Annotated in this window: 11 protein-coding genes and 1 tRNA gene; 4 read left to right on the top strand and 8 right to left on the bottom strand. The window is 64.7% G+C overall.

What is annotated here, in order from left to right:
- Positions 1–3: 3 nt before the first annotated feature.
- Positions 4–456: a PPC domain-containing DNA-binding protein gene (locus HUTA_RS02985; RefSeq protein WP_015788374.1), complete on the bottom strand. Its 453-nt coding sequence runs from the start codon at positions 454–456 to the stop codon at positions 4–6.
- Positions 457–599: 143 nt separating this feature from the next.
- Positions 600–1,046, bottom strand: coding sequence for a ferritin-like domain-containing protein (locus HUTA_RS02980; protein WP_015788373.1), 447 nt, complete (start codon positions 1,044–1,046; stop codon positions 600–602).
- Between the two features lie 146 nt (positions 1,047–1,192).
- Here HUTA_RS02980 and HUTA_RS02975 point away from each other — a divergent pair, with 146 nt between their 5' ends.
- Both HUTA_RS02975 and HUTA_RS02970 read left to right on the top strand, forming a co-directional pair.
- Positions 1,193–2,251: an NAD(P)-dependent glycerol-1-phosphate dehydrogenase gene (locus HUTA_RS02975; RefSeq protein WP_015788372.1), complete on the top strand. Its 1,059-nt coding sequence runs from the start codon at positions 1,193–1,195 to the stop codon at positions 2,249–2,251.
- A 51-nt stretch (positions 2,252–2,302) separates the two neighbouring features.
- Positions 2,303–3,361: a glycosyltransferase family 4 protein gene (locus tag HUTA_RS02970; protein WP_015788371.1), complete on the top strand. Its 1,059-nt coding sequence runs from the start codon at positions 2,303–2,305 to the stop codon at positions 3,359–3,361.
- 9 nt (positions 3,362–3,370) lie between these two features.
- On the opposite strand, the gene folP is transcribed toward HUTA_RS02970, so the two are convergent.
- The 6 genes from folP to HUTA_RS02940 all read right to left on the bottom strand — a co-directional run bounded on the left by folP (position 3,371) and on the right by HUTA_RS02940 (position 11,669).
- The gene (gene folP, locus HUTA_RS02965; protein ID WP_015788370.1) at positions 3,371–5,812 is read right to left on the bottom strand and encodes a dihydropteroate synthase; all 2,442 of its coding nucleotides are present in this window, start codon (positions 5,810–5,812) and stop codon (positions 3,371–3,373) included.
- 87 nt (positions 5,813–5,899) lie between these two features.
- Entirely contained in the window at positions 5,900–7,321 is a 1,422-nt protein-coding gene (locus HUTA_RS02960) for a hypothetical protein (RefSeq protein WP_143920318.1), read from the bottom strand.
- Between the two features lie 66 nt (positions 7,322–7,387).
- Positions 7,388–8,299 carry a DUF7537 family lipoprotein gene (locus HUTA_RS15740; protein WP_015788368.1) on the bottom strand — a complete coding sequence of 304 codons (912 nt, stop codon included), beginning with the start codon at positions 8,297–8,299 and terminating at the stop codon, positions 7,388–7,390.
- A 144-nt stretch (positions 8,300–8,443) separates the two neighbouring features.
- Positions 8,444–10,024, bottom strand: coding sequence for a bifunctional phosphoribosylaminoimidazolecarboxamide formyltransferase/IMP cyclohydrolase (gene purH / locus HUTA_RS02950; RefSeq protein ID WP_015788367.1), 1,581 nt, complete (start codon positions 10,022–10,024; stop codon positions 8,444–8,446).
- Between the two features lie 101 nt (positions 10,025–10,125).
- Positions 10,126–10,509: a Zn-ribbon domain-containing OB-fold protein gene (locus HUTA_RS02945; protein ID WP_015788366.1), complete on the bottom strand. Its 384-nt coding sequence runs from the start codon at positions 10,507–10,509 to the stop codon at positions 10,126–10,128.
- A complete protein-coding gene (locus HUTA_RS02940) occupies positions 10,506–11,669 on the bottom strand; it encodes a thiolase domain-containing protein (protein ID WP_015788365.1) in 1,164 nt (387 codons plus the stop codon). The genes HUTA_RS02945 and HUTA_RS02940 overlap by 4 nt, the downstream gene beginning before the upstream one ends.
- 342 nt (positions 11,670–12,011) lie before the next feature.
- Here HUTA_RS02940 and HUTA_RS02935 point away from each other — a divergent pair, with 342 nt between their 5' ends.
- Complete coding sequence (locus HUTA_RS02935) at positions 12,012–12,593, top strand: 2Fe-2S iron-sulfur cluster-binding protein (protein WP_015788364.1); 582 nt, start codon at positions 12,012–12,014, stop codon at positions 12,591–12,593.
- 91 nt (positions 12,594–12,684) lie between these two features.
- Positions 12,685–12,757: transfer RNA gene (locus HUTA_RS02930), tRNA-Arg, on the top strand.
- Positions 12,758–13,609: the final 852 nt, after the last annotated feature.

Genomic DNA, 13,609 nt, shown 5'->3' with positions numbered 1-13,609 from the left:
CGTTTACCGCTCTTGGAGCATCGGGATGTCCATCTGCTCGGGGCGACGGGTCAGCTCCACGCCCTCGATCGGCTGGATGACGATTTCCATCAGCGCGTGGACGATCGAGTCGGGTTCGAGGTGGCCCGCCAGCATCTTCTCACGCTCGGCGTCGAACGCCGTGATGTGGAGGTGGGGTTCGCCGTCGGCGATCGCGCCCTGGAGCGAGCCGACCTCCCAGGCCGCCTCCTCCTTGACGTACTCGTCGATCTCCTCGTCCTCGTCGGGGAAGTCGGGGAAGGAGTCGTATCCCGAGACGTAGTGGATGTGCAACTGCGTCAGCGAGCCGATCCCGGAGGCGACGTACCCGGTGTCGATGCCGTGCTCGTCGATCGCCGCCTCGATCGATTCTAAGGCTTTGTCGCCCGGTTCGAGCTGTAGGACCACTTCGCCGGTGTCGCCTTCGAAGGTGCGCATCGGTCGACGGTTCGCCGGCGTCGATAAAAAACGATGTGGTGAGCGGTGCGATGCAGCCCCGACGTCGAAACGAGTGCCACCCGACAGTCGGGCGCCACACCCCCGGTTTCACTATCGGCCTGGCCGTCACGTCGACGGGCCGCTCACTCCAGTCCCTTCCGGTAGCTCAGGAACTCCGCGAGGTGGGCCTGTTCGTCGGCGAGCAGTTTAACGGCAAGGTCCTCGGTCACCGGATCGTCCGCGTCCACGGCCGCCTCGATGAGCGCCTCGTAGGTCTCGATGGCGTCCTCCTCGGCGTCGATCACGCCCTCGACGACGGCGAGGACGTCGCTCCCGTCTTCGGGGGGCTGCAGCGAGTCCTGTCGCGCCTCGAAGTCGGCCGACGCGGGCGGCACTTCGCCGTAGTACCGGAGCCGGTAGCCGAGTTCCTCGGCGTGGTCGAGTTCCTCCTCGACGTCTTCCTTCAGGGACTCGGCGACCGTCTCGCCGCTGATGGTTTCGAGGTACGTCGCGTTGGCGAGGTAGTTCATCGCCGTTTCGATCTCGTCGAGATACGCCCGTTCGAGCAGGTCGACTATGTCGTCTGCCATACGTCCGGGCATCGGTCGGGACGGATAAAGACGCGTGGCCGGATCCCACGCGCTGGGAACGAGGCTCGTTCGACCGGACCGTCCCCGGACCGACATCGAGACGCCGACCGCAAAGGATTATCAGGCCCCGCGGCGAGTGTGCTCACATGTTCGAGAAGTCGACGTGGATCCGCCTGCCACGGAACGTCCTCGTCGGGCACGACGTCCTCGATCGGACTGTCGAGGCAGTCGAGGAACTCCACCTTACGGGCAGACCGCTGATCGTGACCGGCGAGATTCCGCGGGAAGTGGCCGGTAACGCCGTCCGCCAGCAGTTCGCGGACCGCGGCCACGAGCCGGCGGAGGTTCTCGTCGACGAGGCGAGTTTCGCGGCCGTCCAGCGCGTCATCGACGCCGCTGAGGAGGCGAACGTCGATTATCTGATCGGCGTCGGCGGGGGGAAACCGATCGATCTCACGAAGATGGCTGCCGACGAACTCGGCGTCGGGTTTGTCTCGGTCCCGACGGCCGCCAGCCACGACGGGATCGTCAGCGGGCGCGCGTCAGTCCCCGAAGACGGGACTCGCCACAGCGTCGCGGCGAACCCGCCAGTCGCTGTCGTGGCCGACACTGGCATTCTCGCGGACGCCCCCTGGCGGCTCACGACAGCAGGCTGTGCGGACATCATCTCGAATTACACGGCCGTCAAGGACTGGCAACTCGCCCAGCGCCTTCAGAACGTCTACTACTCGGAGTACTCGGGTGCGCTTGCACGGATGACTGCCGAACTCCTCGTCGAGCGTGCTGACTCCATCAAACAGGGGTTAGAGGAGTCCGCCTGGGTCGTCGTGAAGGCACTGGTCTCCTCGGGCGTCGCCATGTCGATCGCCGGCAGTTCCCGACCGGCCTCGGGTGCCGAGCACCTCTTCTCCCACCAACTCGACCGGCTGGTCCCGGACGCCGCGTTGCACGGCCACCAGGTCGGCGTCGGCTCGATCATGGTCGAGTACCTCCACAGCGGCGAGAACGGCGAATGGCGCGATATTCGGGATGCCCTGGCGGCTATCGGTGCGCCGACGACCGCCGACGAACTCGGCATCGACGAGGCGACCGTGATCGAGGCGCTCACCACTGCCCACGAGATCCGCGACCGATATACGATCCTCGGCAATGGGATGAGCGAACCCGCTGCCCGCGAGGCGGCCGAAGTCACTGGCGTCATCTGACCCGCCGAGGAAGACGGGGCCTTTTTGACACCCCGCGTACTCATCGCGGATATGCGGGTCGCCTTTGTCTCGATGCGGACCGCCCGTCATCGGGACACGGATGGGAACCGTCGCCTGGAGCGTCTCGCAGGCAGCCTCGCCGACCGCGGCCACGACGTGACCGTCTTCTGTGCGGCCTGGTGGGACGACCCGGCCGACCGCCGGGAGGTAGACGGACTCACCTACCGCGCGGTGACCGTCTCGCCCGCTCGCGCCTCCTTCGCCGCACGGCTTCCCATCGTGCTGGCTCGCTATCGCCCGGACGTGATTCACGCCCGTCTGTATCCACTGGCGGGGGTGTTCGCCGCAAGCGCGGGTGGGACGCTCGCGCGTACACCGCTGGTGATCGACTATTACGGTGACGAGGGGCTCTCGGAGTCTCGCCTTCTCAGACAGGCGTTCCGTGAGGCAACGACGGTGATCACGCCGTCGGAACTCGTCAGGACCCGCGTCCGGGAGCAGGGAATCCCGGACCAACGAACGACGGTGATTCCGGACGCGATCGACTTCTCGCTGGTTTCCGAGACGGTGCCTGCCGAGGAGACCGACGTCGCCTTCGCCCACCGACTCGACGACTCGGCCAACGTCGAGAGCCTGTTGCTCGCGCTGGCGGAATTGCGCAATCGAGACTGGAGCGCGACGATCATCGGCGATGGGCCGCTCAGGGCGGACTACGAACGCCAGGCCGCGGACCTCCGGATCGACGACCGGATCACCTTCGCCGGCGAGTGCTCGCGCGCCGAACGCCTCGCGATCTACCGCGGTGCCCACACGTTCGTCCAGACCGCCTATCGCGAACACTTCGCCCGCGAGTTGCTCTGGGCGCTCGCGGCAGGGTGCGTCGGTATCGTCGAGTACCAGGCCGAATCGAGTGCGCACGAGTTGATCGAGAACCATCCGCGGAGTTTCCACGTGACCGATCCTCAGGAACTCGCCGACGCGATCGTCTCGGCCGGCGACATCGAGCGCCGGACGATCGACGACGCCTTCGAATCCTACGACAACGACGCCGTCCTGGAGTCGTATCTCGACCTCTATCGCCGGGTCCAGGCATCACACGGGCTGTTTTGACGCGTCCTTCTAGCCGTCAAACGAACCCGGATCGTCGGCCGCCTCAACGACGTCGACCGCTGCGACGTTCGCCGCCACGTCGTGCACCCGGATCACGTCCGCACCGCGCTCCGCGGCGAGTGCCGTCGCCGCCACCGTGGGCTCGTAACGCTCATCCGGGCCTCGATCGATCATCTCGAACATCGACTTGTGCGAGTGGCCGACCAGCAACGGACAGCCGAGCGCCTCGAACTCCCCCAGGCGATCCAGAACCTCGAAGTTCTCGGCGTCGGTTTTCCCGAAGCCCAGGCCGGGGTCGACGAGGATCTGTGAGCGATCCAGGCCGGCCTTCTCGGCCAGCAGGACGCGCTCGGTCAATTCCTCGATGACGTCCTCGACGACGTCGTCGTAGTGGACGTCGTGGTCTGGATCGACCGGCGTGTCGATCGAGTGCATGACGACGATGGGGACGTCGTGTTCGGCGGCGAGGTGAGCCATCGCCGGGTCGTCGAGGCCGGTGACGTCGTTGAGGATGTCCGCGCCGGCTTCCAGGGCGGCCTCGGCGACGGGAACCTTCCGCGTGTCGATCGAGATAGTCATGTCCTCGCTTGCGAGCCGCTCGATCACTGGAACGACCCGATCGCGTTCCTTCTCGGCGGGGACCGGATCGGCCCCGGGGCGGGTGCTCTCACCGCCGACGTCGACGATGTCGACGCCCGCATCGATCATCTCCTCGGCGCGCTCGACCGCCTCGTCGGCGGCGTTGTGCTCGCCGCCGTCGTGGAAGCTGTCGGGCGTGACGTTCAGGATGCCCATGACCGCGGTGCCGTCCTCCCAGGGGTATCCACGCTCGTCCGGGGCGACGCCGATCTCGAGGGATTCTCTGATCTCGTCGGCAAAGGGCGAGAGGCCGTAGGGCTGGCCGTCGAGTTTCCCGGCGAGGCGCTTGAACTGCGCGAGCGTGCCCATCATGACGGCGTCGACGTGCTCGCGATCCTGGTCCCCGAGGCCGGAAACGGCACACTCCCCGCCGAGTGAGAGCAGTTCCTCCTTGAGATACTGGGCCTGCCGTGGCTGGACGCGGGTCTTGAGCACGCGGTGGACGCCCTTGCCGCGCATCCGCCAGGTGCCGGCCTCGGTGACGTGGGATCCCTCGAGGACATCCTCGGCGTCCGCGATGGATTCGACGCGCTTGGGGACGTTCGGCCGTGTCCAGCGCGTTCGGGCCTCCCGGACGGCATAGAGCGATCCCGAGACGAGCACGGCGTCGTCCGGCCCGGCTGCGTCGAGCGTATCTGCGAGCGCGCCCGCGACGTCCGAGCGCGTCTGGACCTCCGCAGCCGTCTCGGACTCGAAAGCGTGGGCGACTACCTGCTCGTCCTCGGCGCGGTCGACGTCTGGGTGGGTGGCGGTGACGTGATCGGGGGCCGGCAGCGCGTCCGCGATGCCGTGGTGGTCCTTGTCACACATCGCGCCGACGACCAGGTGCAACTCGTCGTACTCGAAGGTGTCGAGCGTCTCGGCGACGCGTTCGCAGCCGCCGGGATTGTGAGCGCCGTCGAGGACGACCAGCGGCTCGCGATCCAGCACCTCGAACCGGCCCGGCCAGTGGGCGCGACGCAGGCCGGTAGCAAGTGTTTCGTCAGTCACATCGGCGACCTGTCGTGCGAGGGCGGCCGCGACACCGGCGTTGCGTGCCTGATGCTCGCCCAGCAGTGGGAGTCGCGTCTCGACGTCCAACCCCTGTCCGGACAGCGTGATCGGACTCTCGATCCCGTCGCGTCCCCCGTGCTCGACCGTCAGGTCGGCGTCCTCGTCCGGGCTCCCTATACGAATGACGTCCTCGACTTCGTCGTGGATGGCTGCCAGCGCGTCGCCGGTCGCGGCGGTCACGAGCGGCGCGTCCGCGGGGGCGACGGCAGCCTTGTCCCGGGCGATCTCGTCGACGGTATCGCCCAGGAGGTCGGTGTGTTCGAGCGTCACGCTCGTGACGGCGCTCGCGATCGGGTCGACGACGCTCGTGGCGTCGTAGCGTCCCCCGATCCCCACTTCGAGGATGGCGACGTCGACGTTCTGGCGGTCGAACTCCCAGAACGCCAGCGCGGTCAGCGTCTCGAAGAACGTCGGCGAGTCGCCGGCGGCGGCCCGGTCGGTGGCGTAGGGCTCGACTTCCTCGATGAATTCGACGAGCGCCGCTTTCGGAATCTTCCGGCCATTCACCCGGACGCGCTCGCGAACGTCGTCGAGATGCGGCGAGGTGTACAGCCCCACGTCGAGGCCCGCCTCTCTGAGGACGGCTTCGAGCATCCGTGCGGTCGAGCCTTTGCCGTTCGACCCTGCGATCTGGACGGCCGAGATCGACTCGTGTGGATCGTCCAGTGCCGCAAGTAACTCGCGAGTGGCGTCAGTCCCCGGTCTGGGGGCAAACCGCCGCAGATCGAAGAGAAAGTTTGCGGCCTCGTGATAGTGCATATCTGTGGGAACCGGTCCGGCGCGTTTTAGGTTATCGGAGTCTGTCGGCTCTCGAAACAGCGGATTGACATCCGGGGCTCGGGCTTCTCAGTCGTCCGCCTTCGGCAATTCGATCCGTATCTGTCCGGAGTCCGGAGACGTGACGGCCGTGTTGTCGACAAGGCTTTCGTTGCCCAACAGGAGCACGGTCGTTCGGTCGGTTGGACTGTGGAGGGTCGCCGTGGCGTTTCCGAGCGACCAGGCGTTCTCCGTTCGGTCACCACGCTCTTTGAGGGAGTCCCGCATGGTCCGCTCGAACTCCGTCGCGTTCGCCGCGTCGTCCCATCGGAACGTCCAGGCGTAACTCGAATCGCCGCCTGTCGTCGGCCGGAGATAATGCAGTCGATCGACTCCCCAGCCGGCGGCCGCTTCAGCCGCCCGGTCGGGGGCGACGCCGTTCTCCAGAGCGTACCGGACGAACGCCTCGCCGAGGCGATCGGAGCCGCCGGACCGCCAGGCTCCGCTCGCATTGACGGTAACGTTCAGCTCCGCGGGTGGTTCCGTATCCGGCGCGTACCCGTGGATGACCTGTTCGCTGGTTTGTGGCGGATTCTCAAAGACACTATCGAGGTCGGCCGGATCGTCGATTCGGTCGGCCACGTACCGGTGGCCGAAGGCGTACTGGCTGAAGCCGTATCGGTCAATCTCACCCGGCGACACTGCCGCAAGCAGCTGGTCGTACAGCGGGGCCGTCGGCTCGGTTCGGTTGCCGTGACGGGCGAGATAGGCGTCCGTCGTCAGGACTGTCGCCCCTTCGCGGACCGCGCGCACGACGTAGCTTTCGTCGGTGGTCCGGCCGAGGTTCGATTGCAGTGTAGTCACGCGATCCAGTCGGAGATTGACGTAGTGGCCGAACTCGTGGGCGAGGACCCACTCCGTGCTTGCCGGATCACCGTCCGGACTCTGCACGATGTAGATGAACCCGGTATTGAACGTGAGGCCGTTCTCCATGCGCTCGAACTCCGTCCCGTTCAGTCCCTCGCCCGGCTGGAGTCCGAGAATCCGGTTGAATCGAGAAACGCCGGTCGCACCTCCGCCGAGGGTGGCCGTCATTTCGGACTCGTTCTCGAAGACGGTGACCTGCCGGGGCGGGGTCACATCGGCGGCCATCACGTCTTTGACGTCGGCGAACACCTGATCGGCGGAGAGAGTGAGGTTCCCACCTTCGACGGCGATCGAATTGGTTCCGTCCGTCCCGTTCGACGCCGTCGATTCAGTCGTCTCAGTCGCCGTCGTTGTCGTCGTTTCCCACTGTTCTGTCGTCGTCTTCTCTGTCTCTGTTTCGGCCACGTCGGTACTGGTCGGTGTCGTCTCGTCTGTGGGCACTGGTTCTGTCGTCTCGACGTCCGCGTCCGTCTGCGTCGAGTCGGGCAGGTCCGTCTCGGTCGCGTCCGGACCGATTACGGGGGCCTGACAGCCCGCAATCAGGAGGACGACAACCACGGCGACAATACGGAGACCTCGTGTCATACCGGTCATTCGACCCGAAGGATTCAGCCCCAATAAAAGCCGGCGGACTCGGGATCTGGATCCCGTTCAGTCGATTGAGACGGCCGATTCGGCACCCTCGGGAATCGTGATCGAGACCTCGCCGTCGTAGGTAAACCGCATGTCCGCGTTCATCGTCAGGTCGACCGTCTGGCCGGCCTGGGTGATGGTGGCGTTCATCGAGAACGCTGTCCGGAGTGGCTGATTCGTGTCGGTGTCTATCCAGAGGTGCTGGTCAACGTTGGTCACGTTGTACTCGACATTGCTGCCCGTGGCTCCCAATCGGGCCGCGATGGCGGCCGACGTCGCCGTTTCGTTGACGTCGGCTTCGAGTACCTGGGTCTCGATGCCGTCGATCGTCTCGGTGCCGGCCCTCGAAACCGAGGCGTTAGCGAGGAACGTCTGCTGGCGGGCCAGTGTGTCCTGCTGGGTGAAAAAGCCCGGCTCGGGGTCGAGCGTCACCCACTCAGAGCCGTATTGTCTGGCGTAGGTCGGACTGAATTCGTAGACTGTCCCGTTCTGGAAGTACGTACTGATGTTCTGGGTTATTCCGGAGACGTGAACGGTTTGATTCATCACCAGTCGTTCGTTGGCCCGGTCGAACATCCCCTCGGAGTTGATCATCTGTTCCTGGCGCTGGTTGTTGGCCTCCTGGACGATCGTCGTGTTCGCGGAGACGTGATAGGACTCGACGGACTCAGCCGCCGCGACGACATCGGCTTGCAACCCAGACGGATCCGCTTGCTCCGTTGTCTCGTCGGGCGTCTCCGTCTCGGTCGGCGTCTCTGTCTCTGTCGCCGTTGGTGTGTCGGTCTCTGTCGGCGTTGGCGTATCGGTGAATGTGTCGGTCGGCGTTCCGTCTGTCTCGATCGACGTCTCGGTATCAGTCGTTTCCCCACTACACCCCGCGAGGACCACGAGCCCGAGGAGGGCAAGCAGGGCGATCGTTCGCTTTCTCATGTGTCTATCCTATACTCCCCGTCAAACACCTAAAAGCAATCGCATTTCTACAGCACGGGATGGACGCCACACCGTTGCGTTCGTCGGGTAACTGCTGGCCCGGCTCAGTGGTCCAACGATCGAGGTGGAGTGACTTCGTCCGCTTCAGTCGTGTCGGAACGCACGCGAGCCGGTGAACACCATCGCGATGTCGAGTTCGTCGGCGCGCTCGATCACGTCGTCGTCGTTGACGCTGCCCCCGGGCTGGATGACTGCCTCGATACCGGCCTCGTCGGCCGCGTCGATCCCGTCCGGGAACGGGAAGAAGGCGTCTGAGGCCATCACGGCCCCGTCAGCGTCCTTGCCCTCGGCGTCGCTGTCTGCTTTCATCTTCGCGATTTCGACAGCATCGACCCGCGAAACCTGCCCCGCACCGACGCCGACGGTTTCTGTCCCCTTTGCGAAGACGATCGCGTTGGACTTGACGTGTTTGATCGTCTGCCAGGCAAAGCGCATCGCTTCGAGCTGTTCGTCGGTCGGCTCCCGTTCAGTGACGACCTCCAGATCGTCCTCGGTGACGGTCTGGAGATCCCGATCCTGGACGAGGCGGCCGCCGACGATCGGTTTCTCAGTCAAAGTCTCGCTTGGCTCGTACTGGTTGCTAACATCCAGCACGCGGAGATTGTCCTTCTCGAAGAGTACGTCCAGCGCGTCGTCGGTGTACCCCGGCGCGACGACGACCTCCTTGAACGATTCGATGATCTGTTCGGCCGTCGCGGCGTCACACTCGCGGTTGAGGGCGACGATGCCGCCGAAGGCGCTCTTGGGATCGGTCGCCAGGGCGTCGGCGTAGGCCTCGCTGATCGAGTCGGCGACCGCACAGCCCGCCGGGTTGGTGTGCTTGATGACTGCGCAAGCGGGCTCGTCGAATTCCTTGACGAGGTTGAGGGCCGCGTCGGTGTCGTTGTAGTTGTTGTACCCCATCCCCTTCGCCCCGTCGTTGAGCTGGGGGGCGTCGACGACGTTCGCTTCCTCACAGGTTCGATCCGCGTACAGCGCGGCGTCCTGATGGGGGTTCTCGCCGTAGCGCAACTCCCGGACACGGTCGTCGCTCGCAAGCCGGCGCTCGGGGTAGGCCCCGCCGTCGTCACCCTCGATGGCGACCGTGCCTTCCTCCCAGTCAATTTCGACGCGATCCTCGGCGAACCACTGGATCGCACGGGGATAGGCTGTGAACTCGCCCTCGTAAAGGACGCGCTCCTTGAGATCCTCGACGGTATCGCCCTCGCGAACGGGGACGGGCTCCTGGGTGACGATCGGGCCGTCGTCGACGCTCTCGTCCACGACGTGGACGGTACAGCCCGTCATCCTGACGCCCGCTTCGAGGACGTCCTCGTGGACGTCCATGCCCTTAAACGCAGGCAGGAGCGCGGGATGGACGTTCAGTGTCGTCGGTGTCTCCTCGAGGAACGTCTCCGTCAGGATCCGCATGTATCCGTCGAGGGCGACCAGATCGAACTCGTAGTCGGCGAGTGCATCGAGGACACGCTGTTCGTGTGCTTCACGTGACTCACTTGCCTCGTGTTCGACGACCTCGGTGGGAATTCCGCGCTCTTCGGCTTTCTCCAGGACCGGTGCGTCGGCGTCGTTCGTCAGGACGACGGACAACTCGGCCCCACCCGGCGTGCGGTCGGCGAGGTTCATGAGGTTGCGACCTCTGTTCGAGGCCATTCCGGCTACCTTCATGTGCGAGGAGGGGACGGCACGGAGCAAAGTAGTTGCGGAACGTCGGAGTCCTGAAAATCTGCACGCTGTCGACACGACCCGAAGCGAAGACCGACTCCGAGTTATTCGAGATCGAACGCGATGTAGCGCTCGCCGTCAGTCTCGCTGACGTCAGTACCGATCGAGACGGTGTCGCCGACCTCCACGTCTTCGCTGTCGGCGCGGACCTGGCCGGTCAGGCGGACGTCGCCGAACTCGGCGATCCCGAGGACGAACGGCACGTCGTCGGCGAACTCCGGCGTCGGGACGTGCGTGACGTTGTACGTCAGCAACTCGCCGGTCTCGGCCAGCGGTGCCTCACCGAGGTCGTCGGTTGCACATTCCGGGCAGAGTCGCCGCGGCGGCAGTGAAGCGTGGCCGTTCGCACATTCGACGTAGTAGGGCTCGCCCTCCTCCAAGGCGTCCATGAAGTCGTCGTAGCCATCGTCACGGACTTCGTCGCTCATTGTTCCACCTCCAGAACGTGCACGACAGCTGAAGCCACTGTCCCACCGGCGTTGTGCGTGAGTCCGACTTCGGCGTCTTCCACGGCGTCACTGTTGACGTGATCGCCACGGAACAGCTTCGTCATCTCGCTGATCTGAGCGAGTCCGGTCGCGCCGACCGGGTGCCCCTTGGCTTTCAGGCCGCCCGAGAGATTGACGGGCAACTCGCCGTCGGCAGTCGTCTCGCCCTCGCGGGCGGCGGTGATCGCTTCGCCTTCGTCGTAGAGTCCCAATCCTTCGAGCGCCAGGACTTCAGCGATCGTAAAGCAGTCGTGGACTTCGAGGAAGTCGACGTCGTCGGCGTCGATGCCGGCGTCGGCGTAGGCTTCTTCGGCGGCGTCGGCCGTCGCGGGCGTCCAGGTGATCGAGTCCCGGTGTTGCAGCGCGAGATCGTCCGTTCCCTGACCGGTTCCGGTGATCGATACCGGCGCGTCGAGGTCGTGCTCGGCGGCGTACTCCTCGCTGACGATGATCGCCGCGGCCGCGCCGTCGGTGATCGGACTGGCGTCGAACAGCCCCAGCGGATCGGCGACCGGGAACGCGTCGAGGACCTTCTCGATCGTGATCTCGGTCTGGTACTGCGCAAGCGGGTTGTTCGCGGCGTTCGCGTGGTTCTTGACCGCGACCTCGGCGAGATCCTCGCGGTCGCCGCCGTGGGTCTCGAAGTATCGCTTCGCCATCAGGGCGTACGCGCCGGGGAAGGTGATCCCGTGTTTGATCTCCCAGAGATCGTCGGCCGCGACCGAGAGCCCGCCGGTCGCGCCGGTGGTTCCCATGTTGTGCATCCGCTCGACCCCGCCGACGAGGACGACGTCGGCAGTGCCGGCACGCACAGCCTGAATGCCCTGTCGGACGGCCATCCCGCCCGAGGCACAGGCGCTTTCGACGCGCGTCGCAGGGACGTCCAACCCGAGCATTTTGGCCATCAACGGACCCATGTGGCCCTGGCGCTCGGAGAGTTCGCCCATGAAATTCCCGAGATAGAGCGCGTCGATCTCTCCGCGGTCGATTCCCGCGTCTTCGATTGCTGTCTCGCCGGCTTCGGCGAACAGATCCCGACCCGTCCGGTCGGCCATTTCGCCGAACTTCGTCATTCCGACTCCAGCGATCGGTGTGGACATATTTTTGTGATCCTCCGTTCGGTCACTCGTACGTCTCAGTGATATATCTTGAGTCCGACGGTTGTCGAACTCTCGGGTGGGAAAACCCAGCCGACGACGGCCTGATTAGCTATTGTCCGTTGCCATCGCCCGAACCCCCCAATCACGGTTTCGGCGTCTGTGGATTTCTCCGCGTTGGTCACGAACTCGGATATCGGATACCCATTCGCTGTTCGCCTGCCCGAGATGGCTACAGCGACCCGGACTGTGTACGCGAACCGCCCGCAGGGCCAGCTACCCTACCGGGCCAAATTGGGACTAACAACAGCTAATTAAACCCGTGTTCCGTACCGCCGTACACCAATGGTTGAGGCACTGGGCATCGCACTCGGGATCGGATTCACGTTCACCGCGGTGCTCCTCCACTATGCGAAGGGGACTGGCTGGGAGCCTGCCGAAGACATCTCCACCACGCTGCTCGAACGGCGAGCGGCCGCCGTTCCGGAGACCGACTTTCCGGAACCGATGAACCGGTCGATCGGCGGTGGCGGCGCGGCAATCCCGGCAGGCGGCGATGCTGAGGGCGAACTCGCCGACGGCGACGCTGACGAGGCAGACCAAGGCTTCGATCCCGAGGCGATCCCGGAGGACGAGGTTGAACACTACGAGATCGAATTTGCGAAGGAAGGCAAGACGATCGAGGTGGCAAACAACGAGACGATCCTGGAGGCCGGCGAGGACGAGGACTGGGACCTTCCGTATTCCTGCCGTCAGGGCCAGTGTCTGTCCTGTTCGGGCCACGTCGAGGACGGCCCGGCCGAGGACTTCGTGAAACACTCGAACAACGACACGCTGAGCGAGGAGGAGATGGAAAACGGCTACTGTCTGACCTGCACGGCCCACCCGACCACGGACTTCACGATCGAGACCAGCGAGACGCCCTGACTGTGTTCCTGTTTCGACTCAGTTTACGAGCGATGGTTTCGTCGAAGTAGTTCACAACCGTTTTATCCGTCTGTCCGGAACGATCAAGAGAGGGCGCGTAGCTCAGTGGACAGAGTTCTTGGTTCCGGACCAAGATGTCGAGGGTTCAAATCCCTTCGCGCCCGTAGCATTTTGCTGCGAGCATCCCGCGAGCAGCAAATGTGCCATCGAGGGGATTTGAACCCAGGCAGTCGCAGCCCGCGCAACGAAGTGAGCAGGAACGTCTGCATCCGGTTCAAATCCCTTCGCGCCCGTCCACCTTTTTACGTCGTCGGGTCGCCATAGGCGACCGCTCTCTGCTCACGGACGCGAAGCGTCCGAATGCTCGCGGGCCGTGCGCGGCGCTACGCGCCGCGACTTCGAGGCGGTTGAAAAACCGCCTCGCTGCCCGCTCGCACTATCCGTGGGAGCCAAGCTCCCACGCCATTCGCACGGTCAGCGGGACCTTCGGTCCCGCTCGACTCGCAAAAAGCTGTCCTGCAGAGCAAAGCGAAGCAGGTCTCGGTAGACGAGCGAAGCGAGTCTACCGGTGGACCAAAAACACCTCGACCTCGCTGCTCACGGCTCCTGCTGGTCGCCGTTCGCAATTCCGAGGCTCTCACTTCGTTCGAGCCTCGCGACGCTCGGTCGAGCGAAACGGCTCGCTCTGCTCGCCGTACACTAGTATCTCTTCGCGCCCGTGGCGGATTTTTGCGGTCGTGATCGCCGGACAGCATCGGGGTGATCTCCGACCGAACAGAGCGCCGGATGCTTTCGTTCGAAGGACGAGCGGCCGAGTGGGTGTCACGGGAATTCGCGTGCAACCAATTTGGCGCCTGTTCAGAAACTCAACGCTGATTGATGGGGCGTGATCGCAGTCCGCAGAGAGATCCTCGTTCAAACCGTTCATGGCCTGCCGAAAGGGGCTACTGCATATATCGGATCTATTCAGCAAGCGCCGTGTGTTTCTATTCAGGTGGACTTCGCTGTATCACCTG

This window comes from Halorhabdus utahensis DSM 12940 (genome assembly GCF_000023945.1).
GTDB classification, from domain to species: domain Archaea; phylum Halobacteriota; class Halobacteria; order Halobacteriales; family Haloarculaceae; genus Halorhabdus; species Halorhabdus utahensis.
Note: the sequence above shows the minus strand (reverse complement) of the source record. Positions and strands in the feature narration are given on the sequence as shown.

Excerpts from the sequence above, each read along its gene's own strand:
- HUTA_RS15740 (WP_015788368.1), bottom strand. The coding sequence starts at position 8,299 with ATGAGAAAGCGAACGATCGCCCTGCTTGCCCTCCTCGGGCTCGTGGTC.
- HUTA_RS02975 (WP_015788372.1), top strand. The coding sequence starts at position 1,193 with ATGTTCGAGAAGTCGACGTGGATCCGCCTGCCACGGAACGTCCTCGTC.
- HUTA_RS02985 (WP_015788374.1), bottom strand. The coding sequence starts at position 456 with ATGCGCACCTTCGAAGGCGACACCGGCGAAGTGGTCCTACAGCTCGAA.
- folP (WP_015788370.1), bottom strand. The coding sequence starts at position 5,812 with ATGCACTATCACGAGGCCGCAAACTTTCTCTTCGATCTGCGGCGGTTT.
- HUTA_RS02960 (WP_143920318.1), bottom strand. The coding sequence starts at position 7,321 with ATGACACGAGGTCTCCGTATTGTCGCCGTGGTTGTCGTCCTCCTGATT.
- HUTA_RS02970 (WP_015788371.1), top strand. The coding sequence starts at position 2,303 with ATGCGGGTCGCCTTTGTCTCGATGCGGACCGCCCGTCATCGGGACACG.
- HUTA_RS02935 (WP_015788364.1), top strand. The coding sequence starts at position 12,012 with ATGGTTGAGGCACTGGGCATCGCACTCGGGATCGGATTCACGTTCACC.
- purH (WP_015788367.1), bottom strand. The coding sequence starts at position 10,024 with ATGAAGGTAGCCGGAATGGCCTCGAACAGAGGTCGCAACCTCATGAAC.
- HUTA_RS02940 (WP_015788365.1), bottom strand. The coding sequence starts at position 11,669 with ATGTCCACACCGATCGCTGGAGTCGGAATGACGAAGTTCGGCGAAATG.
- HUTA_RS02945 (WP_015788366.1), bottom strand. The coding sequence starts at position 10,509 with ATGAGCGACGAAGTCCGTGACGATGGCTACGACGACTTCATGGACGCC.
- HUTA_RS02980 (WP_015788373.1), bottom strand. The coding sequence starts at position 1,046 with ATGGCAGACGACATAGTCGACCTGCTCGAACGGGCGTATCTCGACGAG.